Source organism: Priestia sp. 10L35 (genome assembly GCF_056395685.1).
Window position 1 is genome coordinate 157,585 of the sequence record NZ_JBFTKA010000006.1, and the last position, 22,055, is coordinate 179,639.

Below are 22,055 nucleotides of genomic sequence, written 5' to 3' on the forward strand. Positions count from 1 at the left end.
ATTAGGAAAAAAGAATGGTTATCATGCAAAGATATGTAAATAGAAGGAGGATTTAAGGTATGTTAGCAAAAGACATTGGTATCGATTTAGGTACAGCTAACGTCTTAATTCACGTTAAAGGCAAAGGAATTGTGTTAAATGAACCGTCTGTTGTGGCGATTGATAAAAATACAAATAGAGTGCTAGCAGTAGGGGAAGAAGCGAGACGTATGGTAGGAAGAACGCCCAGTAATATTATTGCCATTCGTCCCTTAAAAGATGGTGTTATCGCTGACTTCGAAATTACAGAGTCTATGCTCAAACACTTTATTAACAAATTAAATGTAAAAGGTTTTTTATCCAAGCCTCGCATTTTAATTTGTTGTCCAACAAATATTACCTCTGTTGAACAAAAAGCCATTCGCGAAGCTGCTGAAAAGAGCGGTGGAAAAACCATTTATTTGGAAGAAGAACCAAAAGTCGCGGCAATTGGAGCTGGAATGGATATCTTTCAGCCGAGCGGAAATATGGTCGTAGATATTGGTGGAGGTACAACCGATGTGGCCGTCCTTTCAATGGGCGATATCGTAACAGCAGCTTCTATTAAGATGGCTGGTGATCGTTTTGATGCCGAAATTTTGCAGTACATTAAGCAAAAATATAAGCTCTTAATCGGGGAGCGTACAGCAGAAGAAATTAAAGTGAAAATTGGTACGGTGTTTCCTAAAGCTCGTAATGAAGAGCTGGACATTCGAGGGCGAGACATGGTTTCAGGCCTACCTCGTACGATTACTGTTTATTCTGAAGAAGTAGAGGAGGCACTTAGAGAGTCTGTCAGCGTCATTGTACAAGCTTCGAAAAGTGTATTAGAGCGTACACCTCCTGAACTTTCTGCCGATATTATAGACAGAGGCGTTATTTTAACTGGCGGTGGAGCATTGCTTCACGGTATGGACCAGCTGTTAGCGGAAGAATTAAAGGTGCCTGTGCTAATTGCAGAAAATCCAATGGGTTGTGTAGCTGTTGGAACAGGTATTATGCTCGATAATATTGATAAACTATCTCGTCGCAATATTGTTTAAATAAATGAAGACTCCTCTATTGGCTCGTTTCATACAGAGGAGTCTCTTCTTTTATCTATTATACTCTGTGAGCTGGCTATAACGAGCAACGTTTACTTGTAAGGAGGATGAAGTATGTTTAAAGGGTTTTACACGGCAGCGGCGGGTATGCTGTCTCAACAGCGTCAAACTGACTTATTAACGAATAACATAGCAAATGCTAATACGCCAGGATTTAAAGCAGATCAAGGTACGTTAAAGGCATTTCCTGATATGTTGCTGCAGCGAATGGAATCTGAAGATTTACCTACTGACCGTAGCATCTCTGTTCAGAACAAAAAAGAAATAGGTACGATTAATACGGGCGTGTATATGCAAGAAACAGTTCCAAATTTTACACAAGGTGATCTTCAGCAAACGTCTCAATCAACTGATATTGCATTGATGGAGCAAAATATGCCTACAAAAGAGGGCGGACTATTTTTTGTGGTACAAAGCCCTGATAATACGCCTCAATATACAAGAAACAGTAATTTTACATTAGATCAGGAAGGGTTTTTAACTACGTCTACCGGAGCTTATGTATTAAATACAAATAATCAACCAATTCAACTAAAAAGTGAAAACTTTACAGTTGATTCACAAGGTAACGTAACGGAAAATAATCAGCAGGTCGCACAAATCGATATTGCTTATGCTAGTGACTTACAAACGATTAAAAAGGCAGGGAATGGATTGTATGAAACGCTGAACAATCAGCCCTTGCCTTCAGCAAGAAATAATCCAGGCATTTCTTATCAGTTAAAGCAAGGATTTGTTGAACGTTCCAATGTAGATGCTGCTCAAAGTATGACTGATTTACTAACGGCTTACAGAGCTTTTGAGGCAAATCAAAAAATAATGCAAGCTTACGATAGAAGCATGGATAAAGCGGCAAATGAAATTGGGCGTGTGCGCTAAAAGCAACAGGGGAGATGAGAAGGATGAACCGTACAATGATAACAGCGGCCAATACGATGGGACAGCTGCAGCAGCAGCTTGATGTCATTGGTCATAATCTATCTAATACAAATACGACAGGATATAAAGCGAGAGATGCTTCATTTAATGATATGCTGTATCAACAAGTAAACAATCAAGAAGATAAGGGAACAGAAAAGCGGCTTACGCCAGCTGGAATTCGGCAAGGCACAGGCGCTTATTTAGATCAAACGAGCTTGAATATGACGCAGGGTGCTTTTCAGAATACAGATAAACTATTAGATGTAGCTGCATCAAATCCAAACGTTTATTTTCAAGTTGCCGTAAACGATTCCCAACAGCCTGTACAATATACGAGAGATGGTTCTTTTCATCTTAGCCCTGAAGGCCCGAACAATGTTAAATTAGTAAACGGTTCTGGTCAGGATGTGCTGGGGGAAAATGGTCAAGCTATTATTTTCAGTAACGCGTTCAAAGATATACAAATTGATGGAAGTGGAACGATAACGGTTACTATGAATAAGGGTGTTGACCAGTTTACACTTGGGTTAACAAATGTCCAAAAGCCGCAGGTGCTCGAAGCTAAAGGAGAAAATCTATTTGCCTTTCCAGCAGGGATGAACCAACCGAATATGTTTACAGATTTGACTGGAAAAGCTCGAGAAACAGCAGGCGTAGAGCAAGGGAAATTGGAACAGTCAAATGTAGATTTGAGTAAAGAACTTACTGATATGTCCATTGCTCAACGTGCGTATCAATTTAATTCCCGCTCTATTTCAATTGCAGATCAAATGATGGGCTTAGTTAATGGGATCAGAGCTTAAGCAAGTAGTTGCTTCTCAATTGAGCATTCTGTATATTGATAATAGTATCGTATGTTACATGCGGTTTGAAAGGAGACTTATTTATGCTTGATATTGAACAAATTAAAGAAATTATTCCACACCGATATCCATTTTTATTGGTCGATCGTATTTTAGAAGTGGAAGAGGGAAAAAAAGCAGTTGGTTTAAAAAACGTATCTGCCAATGAAGAATTTTTTAACGGGCATTTCCCTGACTATCCTGTGATGCCAGGGGTTTTAATTGTAGAAGCTCTGGCTCAGGTAGGAGCAGTAGCTATGCTAAAAAAAGAAGAAAATCAAGGACGTTTAGCATTTTTTGCAGGCATTGACAACTGCCGCTTTAAAAAGCAAGTAAGACCTGGTGATCAACTGCGTTTAGAGGTTGAAATTGTACGTGCGCGTGGATCTATTGGCAAAGGAAAAGGTATCGCAACTGTAGATGGAGAGTTAGTCTGCGAAACAGATATTATGTTTGCTTTAGGCGATAAAAAAGAATAGTACATAAGAGCTGCTGATGCAGCTTTTTTTATTGGCGCTGCAAAGCAGAAAAAAGTTTCTTTAATAAAGGTATAATATCCGTTAGCAACTCTTTTTGAAGTGTTGGTGACAGAGATGAAAATTGTAAGAGCACATGTTTCAATAAGGGCTGTTTATCTATGAGGGTTAAAATGGTCTCGTCGTGTGAATCCGATTCACATTTTCTTGTTAAGTAAAGAAGTTGGAAGTCATGTAAATGATCTTGTTTATAAGAGGAAGGCTCAATAAGTTGGTCCAGCGTAATTTGAAAACAATTACATAGAGATAAAAAATCAAAAATGGAAGGAGTTTGTTTTGAACATTCCCATTTTGAAATAGTTGTACGAGAAACATTCAACTGATTTGCTAATTCTTCTTGTGAAAACCCTCCTTTTAGTCTGAACTGCTTAATTCTTTCTCCAAAATCCTTCATATGCATCACCTGATTTCGTAAAGATAAATATATGTCTTATTGTTCGAATGTAGTTCATATTCTTTGTAATATGCTAAATTAGCACAATATGAAACATATACACTTTACCTTCTGCAATAAAGGGAATAAAACCTGTTTTTATTTCTTTTTTTTCTCTAAAAAGATTCATTTTTCTGCATGGATATAAAAAAAAGAACAAAAATAAAGGTTTTTATAGTAAAAAAATCCTATTTTTTGTTCGGTATATTGAAAAAAATGGTTGAATAACGGGGGAAAATGCATTAATATACGAATTACAAAGAAAAAGGAGTGAAAAAATGACAAATTTTTATTTGAAAAGGCAAGGCGCTCGCATAAGAGATAATCGCTTCAAACGTTCTAATTGTGCTCATTTATTTTTAGGAAAAAAAGAAAGGTACCTCTCCAGTGAGTTCTCTTTTCTTTACCCTTCTCATGCACCAACGAAAAAGACCGCAAACAATAATCCTCTCTTTTAAATCCAGACACCTTGAGATGACTTGACTTATTTTTTAGATGTACTTTTTATCGGTCTGTTTCGAAGCTGCAGTTTGAACTGTTGAAGTAATTCTTGACCTGATAACCCTTGGTTAATTAAATCCTCTAAGAGCATTTCAGCATAATGAAGTCTCCGTTCTTTTAAAACACCTTTCATCAACAAACTAATACGATTTTCACCAATTGAAGTAATGGAAGCCACGGTAGCTATAAAGGTAGCCGGATCATTTGTTTCTTTCGTAATTTTAGCTTCTACCGTCATTTTTTGTTTATCTTTCAACAAAACATGAAATTCATCGTACCATTTCTTATCGATAACTGCTTCTAAAATCCAGTTATTTTCGCCGTCTTCTTTATTAATAATAAGGCCATTAGTGAGTGAGACAGACTGACGCTTTTCTTGATCATCAACCAATTGAAATGACACAAGTTTAAATGTTTTCATTGATGTTTCCTCCTTTACGTAAATAGTAGGTTATCCATATTATAACATGAATGAGCTTAAAGATTCCCATTATTCAATCAGTTGGAGTGGTAGACTATGATTAACCATATTGTTCTTGTAGGAAGACTGACAAAAAAACCCGAGCTTCGATATACCCATGAAGGGATTGCAGTATCTACTATTACTTTAGCAATTAATCGAACGTTTCGAAATGTTGAAGGTGAATACGATGCTGATTTTGTCAACATTACTCTGTGGAGAAAAAATGCAGAAAATACGGCTGCTTACTGTGATAAAGGAGCGGTTGTAGGTGTAGTAGGGCGTGTACAAACGCGCACATTTGAAAATAATCTTCAGCAACGAGTATATATGACCGACGTTGTGGCTGATGCTGTTAAGTTTTTAAGTGGAAAGCCATCCGGTTTTTCTTCATTTGATTCAAATCAACAAGAAGAATAAAGTTATCTAGTATGAAAGGGGGTGATTAGTTCAGCTAAGGTTTTAATTCCTCTTATCTATCATAATAGAAGATAGATCCTTTTTAAGAGCAATGCTCTTTCTATGTTCTCAAGAGAGAAAACTAAAGTATTCACTATCCCCGAACTATTCCTCTATTTCAACCGTTAAATCATTTAACGGTTTTTTTCTGTATATAAGAGATTGAGACATAACTGAATTAATGCAATCTAAAGACAAACAAATGGGGTGAGCTAGTATGGATCATTTGTTACACCACTGTTGATTTCCGTGCAAGGCTTCGCTTTCCGCGGACGGCTGATGAGCCTCCTCGTCACTTGCGCGCGGTTTCATCTATTCTGCTTTTCTCGCAGGAGTCTTCGCTTTGCCCTCCGCTCAACAGCTAGAAGCACCTACATATATGAAACCTACGTCGACCCTACCAATGAAAAAATCCGAACGAGTTTGATTCTCCATCAAGAATCAAACTCGTTCGGATCTTCCTTCAACTAAAATACTTTTGTTTCAGCTTCTATCAATTATTTAGAAAATCTTTTTGCACCTAAGTAGCGCTTGCTCCAGTAGCTGTTATCTAAGCTTGCAATGGTTACACCCGTAGAAGATCCAGCATGAATAAATTGACGATTACCAAGGTAAATGCCCATATGTGTAGGACCGCTAGAATATGTATTAAAAAACACTAAGTCTCCAGGCTGTGGATTACTGACGGGTGTTGATACACTCCAATAACCAGCCGTCGTATAGCGCGTTGTAGAAATTTGTTGTTTCGTTACGTAATAAATGAATCCGCTGCAGTCAAAACCAGAAGGAGTTGTGCCACCCCATCTGTAAGGAACACCTATATAACGTTTTGCATCTGAAATCATTTGCGATACATTTAATGTTCCGTTAGAAGTTGAAGGTGTGGATGTACTTGGTTTTGTTGTTGGCGTAGTTGTTTGGCTGCTTTTTGATACCTTTAATTGTTGATTTACATAAATCGTATTAGATGTTAATCCGTTTATTTGTTTTAGCTCACTCACGCTCATGTGAAATGTCGAAGCTATTTTAGATAGGCTATCTCCACGCTGAACTTTGTAAGTTCCGTTTGCATCCTTAGAAGGAGTTTCTGCTGGTTTACTCGTAGTTGGAGTCGATGCGCTATTGCTTCCATTTACTTTTAACGTTTGGTTAATATAAATAATGTTAGAAGAAAGAGCGTTCAAACGTTTTAATTCTTCTACGCTCATATTAAAACGAGTAGCAACTTTCCAAAGGGTATCGCCGCTTTGAACTTTATAAGTCGAACCAGTAGCAGGAGCTGAAGGCTTTTCTTCCTTATTAGATGGTTGAGAGGTTGAAGCAGAAGGAATCGATAACGTTTGTCCTATGTGAATTGTATTTGAAGATAACTTATTTACGCTTTTTAAAGCTTCTACCGTTGTATGGTATTTGGTAGATAATGACCAAAGTGTATCTCCAGCTTTTACTTGAACAGTTGAAGCAGATGCTTCAGCTGAAGCTTGATATAAGAATGTCCCGCCAACAATGGCGCCTAGAGATAAAGCGAGCTGCCTTTTTTTCATTAATAAATCCCCCTAATTATGTAAATGTTCCGTGTTTATTTTTCTAATATGTCTATTAAATTACAAAAATATTATATGTATAAATATGCTGGAATTTAAAGAGAAAGTAAAGGGTCTTTTTCGCTATAAAAATACCTTTTTATTCAAAAAACGCTATTTATTGCGTTTTTTGTATCTTTATCAGTAGCTGGAGATTGATTTACACTTATTTTTTTGTGTCGAATGATCTAATAAAAAAAGAGGACAAGTAAAAAAGTCCTCTTTTTAGTAACGTTGTAACACATTTTATAATTTTTCTTATTCATTTCTGTATGCAAGAAGCTCTTGTAGTTCTTTATTAGAAAGTTCTGTTACCCATTGATCTCCTTGGATGAGTTCATTGTTTAGATGTTGTTTTTGATTGATTACTTCATCAATTTTTTCTTCAATCGTTCCTCTTGTAATAAACTTATGAACATGAACAAATTTATTCTGCCCAATTCGATGGGCGCGATCGGTTGCTTGGTTTTCAACGGCTGGGTTCCACCATCGGTCAAAATGAATAACGTGATTTGCAGCTGTTAAATTCAATCCAGTTCCACCTGCGCGAAGAGAAAGGATAAAGATGGCTTTTTTCCTTGCTTGAAATTGAGCAACCATTGCATCTCGTTGTTCTTTTGACAAACTTCCGTGAAGGAATAAAACCGGCTCGTTGATTTCTTTTTCTAAGGTTCTTTGCAGCATGAGTCCTGTTTCAATATACTGAGTAAAGATTAAACAGCTTTCTTGCTGTGTGCGAATGCTCTCTACGAGTTCAATAATTTTTTGACTTTTATGAGATCGCCGTACCGTTTGTTTAGCTGTACTTTCCTTTAAGTACAAAGCTGGATGGTTGCATAATAATTTTAGCTTATTTAGTGTTTGCAAAATCATGCCTTTTCGTTCAAATCCTGTTTTTTCCTCTGTTTCTTGAAGCATTCCTTGAACTAGCTCCTGGTAAAGTGAAGCTTGTTCCGCTGTCAGCGGGATATATTCTTTTTGTTCTTGTTTATCAGGCAGTGAGCGGGCGATGTTTTTATCTTGTTTTGTTCTTCTTAATAAGAAAGGCTGAATGAGTGCTTTAAGCTCAACAGTTCGTTCAGGTTTCTCGCCTTTTTCAATGCCTGCTACAAATCGATTTTTAAATGAATTGATTGTTCCTAAGTAACCAGGATTGATGAATTCAAATAATGACCATAGTTCCAGCAGACGGTTTTCAATTGGAGTTCCAGTAAGCGCAATTTTGTGTCTTCCTTGTAGCTGACGGATAGCTCTCGCCTGTTTAGTCTGCGGGTTTTTAACATGTTGTGCTTCGTCTAAGGAAATGCTGTTCCACATAAACCCTTTCAACAATTCGACATCCAAAAGAGCAACTTGATAAGTCGTGATCACAACGTCAGTACTTTCACATATCTTCTCAAATGCGTATCCGTTGGTTCTTTTCGGCCCGTAATGAACATGAACACGAAGAGAAGGGGCAAATTTCTGTAATTCTTTTTCCCAGTTTCCAATTAAAGAAGTTGGGCAAACGATAAGAGAAGGAGAGCTATGTAACGGATGAATATTTGTTAAATAACTAATTAATTGAATGGTTTTACCTAGCCCCATGTCATCTGCTAGACATCCTCCTAAGTTAAACTTTCTCAAAAACATGAGCCAATTCAAACCTTGCTGCTGATAAGGTCTTAATGTACCTTTAAATTCAGAGGGAGGCAGCACTTCCGGCAGCCGTTCTAAATCCGTTAAGGATGTAATAAATGATTGAAAGGAAGCGGGTAGTTGGAACTCAACTTTTACCTCTTCTTCATCGGTTTTACTGTCTGCCATGTAGGTTAGCTTCGTTTTTAAAATTTCATGAATTGAGACGCCTTTTTTACTAGCTTCTTTAACAATTTTCTGCGCTTGTTTAATTAATCTAGAATCCAGTTGAATCCACTGTCCGTTAATAGATAATAATCGGCGTTTTTGTTCGACTAATTTCCGAAACTCTTCTTCTGAGAAAGTTTGATCGCCAATAGAAAATGACCAGCGGAAGCTGCTGATAGCTTGTTTACCAAATAATGCAGATGAAGTATTTTCTATAGTGCCAGATACTTTGATGGTGGCTTTTTTTAATGATTCCCACCAGCTTGGCAAATGGATAGAGACACCTTGTTTAATCAATGCTGCACTATCTTGAGTTAGAAATTCCCATACTTCCTCATCTGCTAGGACAGACTGAATAAAAGCTCCTTTTTGGTATAAAGTAGGAGCCAATGCTTTCCATCGTTCGTGTTCGTAAGCGATATATGATTCGTAGTGGTTCCACTCTTTAGGAAGCGTTCTTCCAAGTATAAAAGGTTCTTTGGCTTCATCGTGGGGAATCACGAATGTTTCAGCCGTCCATACATCTCCATCGGTCGTTGGCTCTACAATACGCAATGAAAGGTCAAAGGGAGGATTATAGCTCTCGCCTTCTATGCTTATTAAAAAGTCCTTTCCTTCTTTTTTTAACAGGTTCTCTTTAATTTGTGCTCGCCACTCTTGCTCATCAGCTTGTGAAAGCGATCCAGTCATTTGTTTTTTTAAAGGAAGAGAATGAAATTTCCCTTTGATAATCCTCTTTGCCATATCGACTGCAATTTGCTGATAAGCTTCCGCTGAAGCGGACAAAGCCGGTTTCAACACATGCTGTTGAATAGGTAATTGTATGAAAGTGAACATTTGCCATGCAGAAAGAAGAATTCCTTTTTTCCCATTAATCTCAACCTGTGTGGCTTCGCTTCCGTAATAGGTCTGTTCATGCCATAGAAACAGCGCATCTTTCCATGTATCAGGGAGCAAAATTTGGCCGCTAGGTGATACACAGTAGAGAAAAAAGTCACCGTGTACAGGTTCGACTTCAAGTGTTAAATGAAACAAATCAAACATTCAGTAAATCTCCTTTTTCTAATAGTTGTTGAAACGAGCGCTGTTTCTTTGTTTTTATCGCTAATTCTTCCATATAATGTTCCCATAGTAGAGAGCGATTCATTTGTAGATAAAGTCTCTTTAATTCTTGTAAGTAGATATAGGCTTCTTGATAACTGCTTTTCTTTTTTTCATAAATCAGCTTTGAAATCATTTGATGATAAAGAGGAATAACCAGCTTTTCATCTTTTTGTTTTAAGGCTTCTATCGTTTGCTCGTCATATTTGATGCTGTCATATTGAAGAAGCACCTGTAATTCAACCCACTTTTTCAATTGGTCAGAAGCATATAGAAAATCACTGTATTCAATAAAACTATAGGGAAGTAACGTTTGCAATGCTTCAGTATACAAAGTTTGATCGTTCGTTAAGTCTTTATAGTGCTGAAATAAATTTACAATCATGGAGACCATGTTTCGGCTTCCTTGATAAGTAGTCGGAACGGTGCGTACGTAATCTCCTATATAGGTCATTATATAAGAGCCCCACTGAGCAAAGCGGTCAGTTTCTTTTTCATGCAATAAATCATTTAACCAAGGAATAAGATAGGGAATCATTTGTAGTGTTTCATCGCTCAAACGTTCTTTTGCTTCGCCATCTTTTTCTTGAAGGAATAAAAGATAGGAAAGAGCTGTATTGTTTATAAAAGAACCGTACTTAGCTTTTAATTTGCTTTCCTCAATTTTTCGCCACTTTTCTAACGTGAAGATTTTTTGCCAAATAACGCGATAGATCTCAATACGTTCATATTGTAAAGGCATATCTTTATGCAATAATTCTCGGATGTATGGAATGCTGTCCTCTATAATAGATAATGCATCTCCATCGTATTTCATTTGCTTTAACGAATCAGCGGTAGCATAAATTTCATTTGTTATTTTGTAGACGTGACTATATACGAATGATTCCTCGATGTTAGTAGAAAGCTGATGTGCCTGTAATTGAGCTGATAGTTTATAGAATGTATGAACCGCTCCATACATACAAAATAAAGCATAAAGCAATGGGTGCTCAGGAGCCTTTTTCACTAAAGCACGGTAATAGTACTGATAATATTCATGATAAATGGAACGGTCATTTTCGTTCCGCCCCTGCATAAAAAGCGTATACTGCTCCTCAAAAGTTTGTCTCCACTCTTGAAAAGTTGCCTTCGGCTTTTTTAACACTTGTTTGGCAGATAGCATAGTCAAAGCTGCTTTTTCATGGTTTCGCCATTCTTTGAATAGAGGCGCAAGCGGTTCTATTAATGAGTACATATAAAAAAACGCTGCAAAGCAGTGTTCACAAAATCCGTTATGCTGACAAGAACAGGTACTTTCAGGGAGCAACTGCTTGTTTAGTTCCACATAAAACGAATCGATTTTAACGTTTAATATCTGTTCATCATTGTGCAAAATGAAGAATGAATGGGTACGGTAAAGGTCTAGCCCTGCTTGGGCATTTGTGCGATAGCGTGCATCACTGTACGGGAAATGCTGTATAAATTGGTGCTGTAAGTGATCTGAAAACGAACTCATAATCCCATTCCTTTCTATACATAAGTGGAGCATAAAATTATATTTATAAGTGATTAATTTTCTTTTCATTATAAATGATAAAAATAGAATTATACAAAATCTTTTGTTATGATAAAGCAGAATCCAACATGACTCTTTATAAAAAGAAATGGATTCAACATGACTCTTTATAAAAAGAAATGGATTCAACATGACTTTGTGTACATACTCAATCGCAGACTTACTATACTATAACCAATAAGCACGATTGACATTGACAGGAGGAAAAGTAAGTGAAAATTCGTAAAGCTATTATTCCAGCAGCTGGATTAGGGACACGCTTTTTGCCGGCTACAAAAGCACAGCCTAAAGAAATGCTGCCAATTGTAGATAAACCAACGATTCAATACATTGTGGAAGAAGCAGTAGCATCAGGTATTGAAGATATTTTAATTGTAAGCGGTCGCGGAAAACGAGCAATCGAAGACCATTTTGATAAATCATATGAGTTAGAAGAAACATTGGCTGCAAAGGAAAAGTGGGACATGCTCGAAGAAGTGCAGGGGATTTCGAATTTGGCTAATGTTCACTACATTCGTCAAAAGGAACCTAAAGGATTAGGTCATGCCATTCACTGTGCAAGAAGTTTTATCGGAGATGAACCTTTTGCTGTTATGCTAGGCGATGATGTAGTTCAATCAGAAACACCTTGTTTGAAACAGTTAATGAACGTATACGAAAAATATGAATGCGCTGTAGTTGGTGTACAGGAGGTGCCTAGAAAAGAAACTTCAAAGTACGGAATTGTAGGTCCTAAAGGAGAGCCTCTTGAAAAAGGGTTATTAGACGTAGAAACGCTCGTTGAAAAACCGAATCCAGAAGAGGCCCCTTCAGGCTATGCAATTATGGGGCGCTATATTTTAACACCGGAAATTTTTGATATCTTGAGCAGAGAAGAGATTGGCGCAGGAGGAGAAATTCAATTAACAGATGCTATTTTACGTCTGAATGAATTCCAACGTGTTCTTGCTTACTATTTTGAAGGAAAGCGTTATGATGTTGGAGATAAATTTGGATTCATTAAAGCAACAATTGATTTAGCTCTGCAAAGAGAACCGCTGCGAGAAGAGTTAGTGAGCTATTTTAGAGAAATTGTCGAAAAAGAAGGGCATATGTAAAATATATTTACTAAGGGAACTATTGGGAATCAAGGAGATTTTCAATAGTTCTTTTGGGTTAGAGCTCGCTGTACAAAAGATGGTTATATCGTTTATTGATGAATTCTCATAAAATGTTACATAATAATAAGTAAAAGAAATTATTTCATGTTTTTATATAAATGCTATCATGAAATGACATTTTTCGATATAATATCAGATAGGTTTTATTTATTAAGCATGTCATATAAAGGAGATTTTCTGCAATGACAAAGAAATTGTGTGTAGTTGGTTTAGGATATATAGGTTTACCGACAGCTGTTATGTTTGCCAATCACGGCTTATATGTACATGGTGTCGACGTAAATGAAAAAGCAGTAGAATTAATTAAAAATAAGCAACTTCATATAGAAGAAAACGGCTTACAAGAACGTTTAGAATCAGCAGTTGACAACGGCCACTTCACGGTAGGCACAACAGCTGAAGAGGCGGATATTTTTATTATTGCTGTACCATCACCAATTAATGAAGATAAAACGGCAAACTTGAACTATGTTCGAGAAGCGACAAAATCGATTGTCCCTTACGTTCGTAAAGGAAATTTAGTAATTTTAGAATCCACAGTTCCTCCGCGTACAGTAGAAGACGTCATGCTACCTGTGCTAAAAGAAACGGGTTTAGAATTAGGCAGTGAGTTATTTGTTTCTCATTCACCTGAACGCGTTATTCCAGGAAAAGTATTTGAGGAATTAGTAAATAATGACCGTATTGTCGGTGGTATTAACGAAGAGTCTAGTCGTTTGACTGTTGAGCTTTATAAAACATTTGTAAAAGGAAATATTCACGTAACGGATGCTACAACAGCTGAAATGGTGAAAGTAATCGAAAACACATATCGTGATGTGAACATTGCGTTTGCAAATGAGCTGGCAAAAATCAGTGAAAAAATTGGTGTAAATGCGTGGGAAGCGATTAAGTTAGCGAACTATCATCCACGTGTAAACATTCATTTACCAGGTCCTGGTGTAGGCGGCCACTGTATTGCTGTTGACCCTTGGTTCTTAACGGAGCTTCAGCCAGAACTGGCAAAAATTATTTCTCTTTCTCGTCATACAAATGATTCAATGCCTGAATATACAGCATTGAAAACGAAAAGCCTACTAGATGAAAAGGGCATTCAACATGGACGTGTAGCTGTTTTAGGTTTAGCTTTTAAAGGAAATATTGACGATATGCGTGAAAGTCCATCAACGGATGTACTTCATCATTTAGAAAAACTGGGCGTTGATTACACAGCATTTGATCCTCATATCAAAGAGAATAAAATCGAACGTCAGACGCAAAGTTTGGATGAAGCTGTTGCACATGCGGATGTGATTCTTATTTTAACAGATCATAATGAGTTCAAAGAGCTTCTTCCATCAGCTGTTGAAAATCACATGCGTACAAAAGTTATTTTTGATACGAAAAACTGCATTCAGCGTGATCAATGGAAAGCAGCAGGCTTTGACGTAGTGTTACTTGGTGATTCAAAAGTTTCTACTTTATAAAAAGACGGGCTGAACAGCCTGTCTTTCGTTTGTAAAAAACTAAAAAATCAACATACGGGTGATTTAATGAAGGAAAACATCTTAGGAATAGACGTTTGTAGCGACACGTACGATGAGCTAGCGGTAAAGTTACTTCAGGATATAGATAAAGGCCGAAAATCATTTATTGTAGCAATCAACCCTGAAAAAATTATGAAAGCACAAGAAGACAGGGAATTAAAGTCACTATTAAATCAAGCGACTTATCAAATTCCAGATGGGATCGGTGTGATTTTAGCTTCAAAGCTCAAAAAGGGACGTATTCGTGAGCGTGTAACGGGTATTGATATGATGCTGAAGCTGTGTAAAGAAGCAACAAATAACGGTAAAAGAATTTTTTTATACGGAGCCAAGCCTGGAATTGCAGATGAAGCCAAAGCTAAGTTGGAAGAGATGTTTCCAGGGATTTTAATTGTTGGAACATTAAATGGCTATGAAAAAAATGAAGAAGTCATTGAACGTACGATTAATGATTCAGGAGCAGAAATTGTTTTTGTGGCTTTAGGCAGTCCAGCCCAAGAAAATTGGATTATTGCTCATAAAGAGAAACTTAATCCTTCTGTTTATCAAGGCGTAGGGGGCTCGTTCGATGTTATTTCAGGACGATTGAACCGAGCACCTGCTGTTTTTCAAAAGTTTGGTTTAGAGTGGCTTTATCGACTGTTAAAAGAACCATGGAGATGGAAGCGTCAGTTAGAATTACCTAGGTTTCTTCTTCGAGTGTTAAGAGGTTAAAAAAGCATGCGGATATAATCCGCATGCTTTTTATTTTTAGATATCTTCTTTCTTGTTTTGCTGCTTGATTTCATCCGTTAGTTCGTGCAAGCTTTGTCGCACATTTCCTTTTCCAGAAAAGTTTTCAATCAATTCCTTCACATCTATACCTGAGGATGCTTTCAGCGATTCTTGAAGAGAAGACATTAAGTTTGTTGCATAGCCAGTCACTTTATTAGCTCCGCTGTTTTCACCGTTGCTTCCTGTATCCACAACCGTAATTTTGTCGATATTTGCTAAAGGACTTGCAACTTGTTTTGCATATTCAGGAAGCATCTTGATAATCATATCTAAAATAGCCGCTTGACCGAACTGCTCGAATGCTTCAGCTACTTTTTGTTTAGCTTCAGCTTCAGCTAAACCTTTTAAGCGGATAATCTCAGCTTCAGATTCACCTTGGGCACGCTGAGCTTCAGCCTTTGCTAAACCATCAATTCGAACGCGTTCAGCTTCAGCTTTAGCCATTGCTTCAATTCGATATTTGTTGGCGTCTGCTTCAGCAAGCTGTTTTGCTTTTTCAGCTTCTGCGGATTGCTCAACAGAGTAACGATCTGCATCTGCTTTCTTTTTTACTTCAGAATCGTATTGACGCTCACGACGAAGAATTTCTTTTTCTTCTAATTCAATTTGTTTCTGACGTTCAATGATGCGGATTTGCATTTCTTGTTCTGTTACATCTTGTTTCGCGCGAGCTGTTTCTAGATCATATGCTTGGTCAGCACGAGCTTTGGCAATATCTTGTTCGCGACGATATTCAGCGGTTTTTAACTGATTCATTTTTTCAGCTTCCGCGATTTCTGTATTTCGCTCAAGCTCCGCTTTTTGGGCATCTTTATGAGCCTCAGCACGCTTGATTCTTGTTTCTTTTTCAGCTTCCGCTGTTGCAATGTCAGCATCTCGCTTAACTTGAGCAATACGAGGTTTCCCTAGAGATTCTAGATAGCCGTTCTTATCCCGAACGTCTTTAATTGTAAACGATACAATAATTAATCCCATTTTAGCCAAATCTTGTGAAGCTACGCGCTGTACTTCTTGAGAGAATTTTTCACGGTTTTTATAAATTTCTTCTACCGTCATAGAACCAAGAATCGAGCGAAGGTGACCTTCTAAGACTTCTCTAGCTTCGGTTTCGCGATCTTCTTTTGCTTTGCCTAAAAACTGCTCAGCGGCCGTTGCAATTTCTGAAATAGAACCTCCAATTTTGATGATTGATACCCCATCAGCCATAACAGGAACACCTTGTTCTGTATATACTTCAGGTGTAGATACTTCCAGTTTGCTTGACAACAAGCTCAGAGGCTCAGCCTGCTGAAAAACTGGCAGCACAAACGTACCGCCTCCGCGAACAATTTTAATGCGGTTTCCGGATTCATCGACATGCACGTTTTTATTTCCTAGATAGCTTCCTGTTACAATTAACGCTTCATCTGGACCTGCTGTACGGTATTTTGTAATAAATACGGCAATCAGCGCAATTAATAAAAAAACAACAATTCCAACGACAACTAATATAGGTGTTGAAAACATAAAACTCCCCCTAATACTATTTATAATGAGTGATTGGTCATAACTTCTTCATAAATCACAACGAGTGCGTTGCCCCTTTGTATATCTACAACAAGCACTTTGCTGCCTAAAGGTATAGCAGTGTTTTTAAAGCTGGCAGCCGGTTTAGAGATAGTGCCGCTAACCCCTTCGATAAATACTTCTCCATAACCATCTGCAGGAACGGAAGTAATAATGGTACCAAGTCTTCCTTTTAACGAATCTTCAGTAAAAGCAAGAGATTCTTCAGCCGATGATAAAGGAATCAATACAAAAACGTTGAGCAAAATAACGAGTAGAAGGGCAATAAGAGCGGAAATCGAAATAATCCAATAATTTTGCAATGACGTATAGGCGAACAAATATCCACTGGCACTAAAGAATGTTAAAAAAGAAAAAAGAAGAGTGGGGTTAAAAAAAGGTATCGCTTCAGATAATCCATCTAACAAATCGCTAAATAAAATGTATAAGAAGGTGAGACTTCCGCAGATAATTAATCCATACAAATACACTGTTTGAACAGATAGACCGAACATAGTTCATTCAACACCCCCTTTATGTAAGATGATTGATGCTGTTCCTACTATGTATTACGAACCCCATCAAAAAAAGTTTCATTTTTTTTGATAAAATTCCTTTTTTTGTTTAATTTTATCTCTATCCATTTCACTATATTTTAACTTTTAAATGATATAAGATAAGGACAACGATTCAGTGAATGTGGTTTGAAATAGTGGATATGCATAGGTCAAAAGTTTGTTCATATAATGAGTGGGGCCATGTGAAATAAAAATAAAGGTTTAAATATGCTTAATAAAAAGGAAAAAGAGTTAGAGATGACGAATAAATTAGACGAAAAGGGGGGAGTTCGCATATATTTTAATAAAGTATAGTAAAGAAAATGTTCTACATAAAATAACCACATAAGAATAAAGTAAATCAGCTGTTTATACACCAAAAAATACAGTTCTTTTCTATTGATAGTTTGTAAATGTGCTAATTTTTGAGAATAAATTTCTATTTAAGTAGTAGAATCATTGTGATATAATCCATTTTGGGAATAAGTAAGTAATTATTGTTATACGCAATTTGAAATACTATCCAATTATATAAAGTTGGATACATTTTTTATGGTTTTGGTTAACATAAACCTGAGGAGGGTCTCCATGCTATATTTGACCTTGTTTATTTGTTTTATTACATCTATTCTGATCACTCCGCTGGTTAAGAAGCTGGCGTTTAAAATAGGTGCAACAGATAAACCAAATCAACGAAAAGTTCATCAAAAAATTATGCCTCGCCTTGGAGGTTTGGCGATATTTTTTAGTTTTCTTATTGGATACCTCGTTTTACAGCCTGACAGTAAATATGCGCTGCCGATTTTAATCGGAAGCATCATTATCATCATTACCGGTGTCTTAGATGATATGATTGAGCTATCCGCTAAAATCAAATTAGGCGGTCAGCTAGTAGCGACATTAATTGTTGTTGTATACGGTGGAGTCCAAATTGACTTCATTAACTTGCCGTTTGGCGGAAAATTAGAATTCGGAATGTTAAGTATTCCAATTACGGTATTATGGATTGTAGGAATTACCAATGCTATTAATTTAATTGATGGATTGGATGGATTAGCTGCCGGCGTTTCCTCTATTGTATTGATTACCATCTCGGGTATGGCTATTATGATGGGCAATGTGTTTGTGACAAGCATGGGTTTCATCGTATTGGGAAGTACGCTCGGATTTTTATTTTACAACTTTCACCCCGCTAAGATTTTTATGGGTGATACAGGAGCACTATTTTTAGGCTATATGATTTCTGTATTGTCTCTGTTAGGATTTAAAAATGTAGCGGTTATTTCCTTCATTGTTCCAGTTATTATTTTAGGGGTACCAATTTCAGATACGTTCTTTGCTATTATTCGCCGAATCGTAAAAAATCAACCGCTATCGGCTCCTGATAAATCTCATTTGCATCATTGCTTGTTGCGCTTAGGGTACAGCCATAGACAAACGGTTTTAATTATTTATGGAATGAGTGCGATATTTGGTTTAGCGGCAGTTATCTTCTCAAAGGTACAAACAATGTGGGGGTCTTTTCTTGTACTAGCTATCCTCCTTGTAGCGATTGAAATTATCGTTGAAAAGATAGGACTAGTTGATAAGACATATAGGCCAATTCTCAACATGGTTCGTGGACTTCGTTTAAAAAATTAATTAAAAAGACCTCTTGGATATCCAAGAGGTCTTTTTAATTATTCTGTTGTATCTGAAGTTGATTCAATGCCTAAATGCTTGCGGAGCTTTTCACTTACTTTTTCCACTGAATCATTGTCTAGTTTAAAGTAGTACACGCCGTTAATTTTTTCATCGCTGCCGTCTAAGTTAATGGTTTCGATGTCTACTTTTTTCGAAGCATAATCATAAAACGAAAGCATTTCACCGAACATTAAATTCGTTTTCATATTATCGCCAACAGCTTCGATAAGATTTCCATATTTATTTAGTGATCCAATGGAAGCAGCTTTTTTAATCATAGCTTCAATCAACTGCTGTTGTCTTTTTCCTCGCTCAATATCGTTGTCTTGTTTTCGTGTTCGAGCAACAGCTAACGCTTCTTCGCCATTTAAATGTTGATTTCCTGGTTTTAAGACAATAGCATTATGACGATCTTTTGAGTCCTTTTCACTCATCGCATAAGGTACATCAAAATCGATTCCCCCAAGTGAGTCTACAATGTCTGTGAAAGCTTTAAAATTCACTTTAACATAGTAATCAACAGGGACATTAAACAGCTGTTCTACCGTTTCTACAGTTGCTTTTGGACCTCCGTAAGCATGCGCATGAGTAATTTTATCTTTTCTGTTCACTTCAGGTATATAAACCCGCGAATCTCGAGGTATGCTTACAAGCTTTACGGTTTTATTGGTTTCGTTAAAGGTCGCCAAAATTAAAGCATCCGTACGGGCTGATTTTCCGAATTTCCTGGTTTCACTATCATCTACGCCCATAAATAAAATGGATATATCATCTTTTTTGGGATCGATTTTACGATCACGCATAGGGGAGTTATCGCGATCTCCGAGTCCTTCATAAGAATCAGAAGCTACTGTTTTAGCTTTAACAAACAAATAAGAGCCATAAGCGGTTGCAGAAAGCCCTAAAATAAGGATAGGTAACAGAAAAAATGTAAAAAGCCTTCGTTTTCTTTTCCGTTTGTTTACTCTTTTTTGAAAACGTCTATATTGAGCCATACGGTTTCTCCTTTTATTCGTATATTCGAACACTTATTGTGACACTTAGTATGTGTTATAAATTGGAATGTATGAATCAAACTCGTCAAAGCTATGCATCTGTACGAGGTTTTTACTCATTGACAAGTAGCGCAACCATCAGAATAGTTGCGCTATTTATCAATTGTACAATGTTTTTTAATAAGAGTAAATAATTCATTCTACATCTTCTTCTAAATAGGTCGTCTCACCTGCTCGAATATCTGCTTGGCCGTTTGTTAGCTCGGTCATCCATTCAGTAAATGCTTCTGTTTGAGCTTCCTCTACAAATGTTTCAATCTCTACCATATCTGCGTAGTGGATTTCTTTTAATAGATAAACGGAACTGCGAAGCTCATTTTCTAATTTTCCAAGCCATGTATAGTCGACGGTTGTGTGCATAACCGCCATGAGAGTTCGTTTGACTGTACCTAGTTCATTTAACGCTTCGGAAACAGATTTCCCATATGCGCGCACCAAGCCACCTGCGCCCAATTTAATGCCTCCGAAATAGCGCGTAACGACGACCACCGTATCTTTTAAGCCTCTTTTTTTAAGCACTTCTAACATTGGTACGCCTGCTGTTCCACTTGGTTCTCCATCATCGTTTGCTTTTTGAAATTGATCTCGTTCTCCAATTAGGTAAGCTGAACAGTTATGAGTAGCATTCCAGTGCTGTTTTTTAATGTCTTGAATAAATTGCTGAGCTTCTTCCTCAGTTGTTACACGTTTCATATGACAAATGAATCTAGATTTTTGAATAGTGATTTCATGTGAACCTTCTTGTTTTACGGTATAATATTGTGATAACAATCAAAAAATCCTCCTTAGCGTTATAAATAGAAGAAAAACGGGTATTTACGTACTGTTTACTTGCTATTAGTATAAAATGTTTATGAAAAGACATCAATTAATCAAATTCAACATCACTTGAACAAGCTATACAGAATATACGTTATAATAAAAGAGTGTGCAGGCTTGTATAGCTAAATAATGAAATGGTTTAAACAGGCAGTTAGTCACTGTTGAAGAGTGAGCGTAAATGGTAATCTATTCAAATAACGCGAGTCAAGCGTCGATTGATGTCGAGTTTGAGGGTACTAAAAACAACCGTTACTTTTTGGATATAAAAAGTCAGATAGGGAGAAAATATGGATCTTATCCTCACAATTCAGATAGGTCATACGAATACTATATATAGCATGAACGTATAGACATTTCTCCGAATGTGAGTATAGTTTGGGGTGAGTAAATGTCGAAACATAAATTAACAAGTAAGGCACTTGATGAAATTTTTGAGAAGATTATTGGCACAGTGGGAGATAGTAAAAATGAAGTCTATCGTCTTTCTGAAGATGCCAGACAAGAATATCAGCAAATAAAAGAAGAGTTAGAAGTGTTAAAAGGGAAAGTTCTTGAGACGATAGAGCAAGGCGATAAATTGGAAACTCAGGCAAGGTTGGCTCGAAAGCGTTTGTCTGATGTGAGCCGACATTTTCAAATTTATTCAGAGCCTGAAGTAAAAGACGCTTATGAAAAAGCACACGAATTACAAACCAAGCTGCTGATGAATCAGCAAAGCGAATATCAGCTGCGTAATCGTCGAGATGAACTAGAAAGACGCTTGCTTACATTAGAAGAAACGATTAAACGTGCAGATCACCTAGTAGGTCAAATTTCCGTTGTGTTAAATTATTTAACAAGTGATTTAAAACAAGTAGGGGAAATAGTAGAAGATGCCATTCAAAAAGAGTATTTTGGCTTTCGGATTATTGAAGCTCAGGAAGAGGAACGGAAACGTTTGTCAAGAGAGATTCATGACGGCCCAGCTCAAATGCTTGCAAATGTTATGATGAGATCGGAATTAATTGACCGAATTTACCGGGAACGTAGTGCAAAAGAAGCAATGGAGGAAATTCGAGATTTACGAAAAATGGTTCGTTCTGCCCTATACGAAGTGCGTCGAATTATATATGATTTAAGACCGATGGCACTTGACGACTTAGGTCTAATTCCGACGCTGCGTAAATATCTTGATACAATCGAAGATTATAACGAGGGCAAGCCTCGGATTACGTTTATTTCCATTGGACAAGAGAAGCGAACTGCTTCAAAATTAGAAGTAGCACTGTTTCGTCTAGTGCAAGAAGCTGTAACGAACGCATTAAAACATGCAGACGCGACGGAAATCCAAGTGAAGATAGAGTTCAACAATGAACACGCTATTTTGCTTGTCAAAGATGACGGCTGCGGTTTTAATCAAGAAGAGAAAAAAGAGAATTCGTTCGGCTTAATAGGAATGAAAGAGCGTGTTGATTTGTTAGATGGGACTATTTCTGTTCATTCAAAAATTAACCAAGGCACGCTTGTTATGATTAAAGTACCGATTATAGCCGCTTAAAAAGGCAGAGATATGTATATAAATAGGGGTCAATAT

Annotated in this window: 19 protein-coding genes; 10 read left to right on the plus strand and 9 right to left on the minus strand. The window is 37.0% G+C overall.

The window, feature by feature from the left end; genetic code table 11:
• Nucleotides 1-59: 59 nt before the first annotated feature.
• The 4 genes from mreB to fabZ all read left to right on the plus strand — a co-directional run bounded on the left by mreB (nt 60) and on the right by fabZ (nt 3,363).
• Nucleotides 60-1,061: a rod shape-determining protein gene (gene mreB / locus AC1DEF_RS21075; RefSeq protein ID WP_013085455.1), complete on the plus strand. Its 1,002-nt coding sequence runs from the start codon at nt 60-62 to the stop codon at nt 1,059-1,061.
• 114 nt (nt 1,062-1,175) lie between these two features.
• The gene (locus AC1DEF_RS21080) at nt 1,176-2,000 is read left to right on the plus strand and encodes a flagellar hook-basal body protein (RefSeq protein WP_097824915.1); all 825 of its coding nucleotides are present in this window, start codon (nt 1,176-1,178) and stop codon (nt 1,998-2,000) included.
• Between the two features lie 23 nt (nt 2,001-2,023).
• Nucleotides 2,024-2,845 (plus strand): flagellar hook-basal body protein, encoded by an 822-nt coding sequence (locus AC1DEF_RS21085; protein ID WP_097824914.1) that lies wholly within the window; start codon nt 2,024-2,026, stop codon nt 2,843-2,845.
• An 83-nt stretch (nt 2,846-2,928) separates the two neighbouring features.
• Nucleotides 2,929-3,363, plus strand: coding sequence for a 3-hydroxyacyl-ACP dehydratase FabZ (gene fabZ / locus AC1DEF_RS21090; RefSeq protein ID WP_013059788.1), 435 nt, complete (start codon nt 2,929-2,931; stop codon nt 3,361-3,363).
• Between the two features lie 28 nt (nt 3,364-3,391).
• Here fabZ and AC1DEF_RS21095 read toward each other — a convergent pair whose 3' ends face one another.
• Both AC1DEF_RS21095 and AC1DEF_RS21100 read right to left on the minus strand, forming a co-directional pair.
• On the minus strand, nt 3,392-3,814 hold the full coding sequence (locus AC1DEF_RS21095) for a helix-turn-helix domain-containing protein (protein WP_034648293.1): 423 nt from the start codon (nt 3,812-3,814) through the stop codon (nt 3,392-3,394).
• 523 nt (nt 3,815-4,337) lie between these two features.
• The gene (locus tag AC1DEF_RS21100; RefSeq protein ID WP_097824913.1) at nt 4,338-4,775 is read right to left on the minus strand and encodes a YwpF-like family protein; all 438 of its coding nucleotides are present in this window, start codon (nt 4,773-4,775) and stop codon (nt 4,338-4,340) included.
• Nucleotides 4,776-4,871: 96 nt separating this feature from the next.
• Here AC1DEF_RS21100 and ssb point away from each other — a divergent pair, with 96 nt between their 5' ends.
• Nucleotides 4,872-5,234, plus strand: a complete 363-nt coding sequence (gene ssb / locus AC1DEF_RS21105) for a single-stranded DNA-binding protein (protein ID WP_016765913.1) — start codon at nt 4,872-4,874, stop codon at nt 5,232-5,234.
• A 536-nt stretch (nt 5,235-5,770) separates the two neighbouring features.
• Here the strand turns inward: ssb and AC1DEF_RS21110 are convergent.
• From AC1DEF_RS21110 to AC1DEF_RS21120, 3 genes are all read right to left on the minus strand, one after another.
• Entirely contained in the window at nt 5,771-6,817 is a 1,047-nt protein-coding gene (locus AC1DEF_RS21110; protein ID WP_097824911.1) for a C40 family peptidase, read from the minus strand.
• 297 nt (nt 6,818-7,114) lie between these two features.
• Nucleotides 7,115-9,745 (minus strand): DEAD/DEAH box helicase, encoded by a 2,631-nt coding sequence (locus tag AC1DEF_RS21115; RefSeq protein ID WP_097824910.1) that lies wholly within the window; start codon nt 9,743-9,745, stop codon nt 7,115-7,117.
• Entirely contained in the window at nt 9,738-11,300 is a 1,563-nt protein-coding gene (locus AC1DEF_RS21120; protein ID WP_097824909.1) for a replication initiation protein, read from the minus strand. Before AC1DEF_RS21120 ends, AC1DEF_RS21115 begins: the two co-directional genes overlap by 8 nt.
• Before the next feature lie 272 nt (nt 11,301-11,572).
• On the opposite strand from AC1DEF_RS21120, the gene galU reads away from it, so the two are divergent.
• The 3 genes from galU to AC1DEF_RS21135 all read left to right on the plus strand — a co-directional run bounded on the left by galU (nt 11,573) and on the right by AC1DEF_RS21135 (nt 14,760).
• Nucleotides 11,573-12,457 carry a UTP--glucose-1-phosphate uridylyltransferase GalU gene (galU, locus tag AC1DEF_RS21125; protein WP_016765909.1) on the plus strand — a complete coding sequence of 295 codons (885 nt, stop codon included), beginning with the start codon at nt 11,573-11,575 and terminating at the stop codon, nt 12,455-12,457.
• A gap of 245 nt (nt 12,458-12,702) precedes the next feature.
• Nucleotides 12,703-13,986, plus strand: a complete 1,284-nt coding sequence (locus AC1DEF_RS21130; protein ID WP_013059780.1) for a nucleotide sugar dehydrogenase — start codon at nt 12,703-12,705, stop codon at nt 13,984-13,986.
• A gap of 66 nt (nt 13,987-14,052) precedes the next feature.
• Complete coding sequence (locus AC1DEF_RS21135) at nt 14,053-14,760, plus strand: WecB/TagA/CpsF family glycosyltransferase (protein WP_013059779.1); 708 nt, start codon at nt 14,053-14,055, stop codon at nt 14,758-14,760.
• 36 nt (nt 14,761-14,796) lie between these two features.
• Here the strand turns inward: AC1DEF_RS21135 and AC1DEF_RS21140 are convergent, their stop codons facing one another.
• Both AC1DEF_RS21140 and AC1DEF_RS21145 read right to left on the minus strand, forming a co-directional pair.
• On the minus strand, nt 14,797-16,326 hold the full coding sequence (locus AC1DEF_RS21140) for a flotillin family protein (RefSeq protein WP_013085445.1): 1,530 nt from the start codon (nt 16,324-16,326) through the stop codon (nt 14,797-14,799).
• A 20-nt stretch (nt 16,327-16,346) separates the two neighbouring features.
• Nucleotides 16,347-16,880 (minus strand): NfeD family membrane protein, encoded by a 534-nt coding sequence (locus AC1DEF_RS21145; RefSeq protein WP_013085444.1) that lies wholly within the window; start codon nt 16,878-16,880, stop codon nt 16,347-16,349.
• Nucleotides 16,881-17,510: 630 nt separating this feature from the next.
• Here AC1DEF_RS21145 and AC1DEF_RS21150 point away from each other — a divergent pair.
• Entirely contained in the window at nt 17,511-18,563 is a 1,053-nt protein-coding gene (locus tag AC1DEF_RS21150) for a glycosyltransferase family 4 protein (protein ID WP_013059776.1), read from the plus strand.
• Nucleotides 18,564-18,601: 38 nt separating this feature from the next.
• On the opposite strand, the gene AC1DEF_RS21155 is transcribed toward AC1DEF_RS21150, so the two are convergent.
• Together AC1DEF_RS21155 and AC1DEF_RS21160 are read right to left on the minus strand one after the other, a co-directional pair.
• Nucleotides 18,602-19,600 carry an LCP family protein gene (locus AC1DEF_RS21155; RefSeq protein WP_013059775.1) on the minus strand — a complete coding sequence of 333 codons (999 nt, stop codon included), beginning with the start codon at nt 19,598-19,600 and terminating at the stop codon, nt 18,602-18,604.
• A gap of 195 nt (nt 19,601-19,795) precedes the next feature.
• Nucleotides 19,796-20,431 (minus strand): YigZ family protein, encoded by a 636-nt coding sequence (locus tag AC1DEF_RS21160; RefSeq protein WP_013085443.1) that lies wholly within the window; start codon nt 20,429-20,431, stop codon nt 19,796-19,798.
• 439 nt (nt 20,432-20,870) lie between these two features.
• Between AC1DEF_RS21160 and AC1DEF_RS21165 the strand changes: the two genes are divergently transcribed.
• Nucleotides 20,871-22,019 carry a sensor histidine kinase gene (locus tag AC1DEF_RS21165; RefSeq protein ID WP_013059773.1) on the plus strand — a complete coding sequence of 383 codons (1,149 nt, stop codon included), beginning with the start codon at nt 20,871-20,873 and terminating at the stop codon, nt 22,017-22,019.
• Nucleotides 22,020-22,055 lie beyond the last annotated feature (36 nt).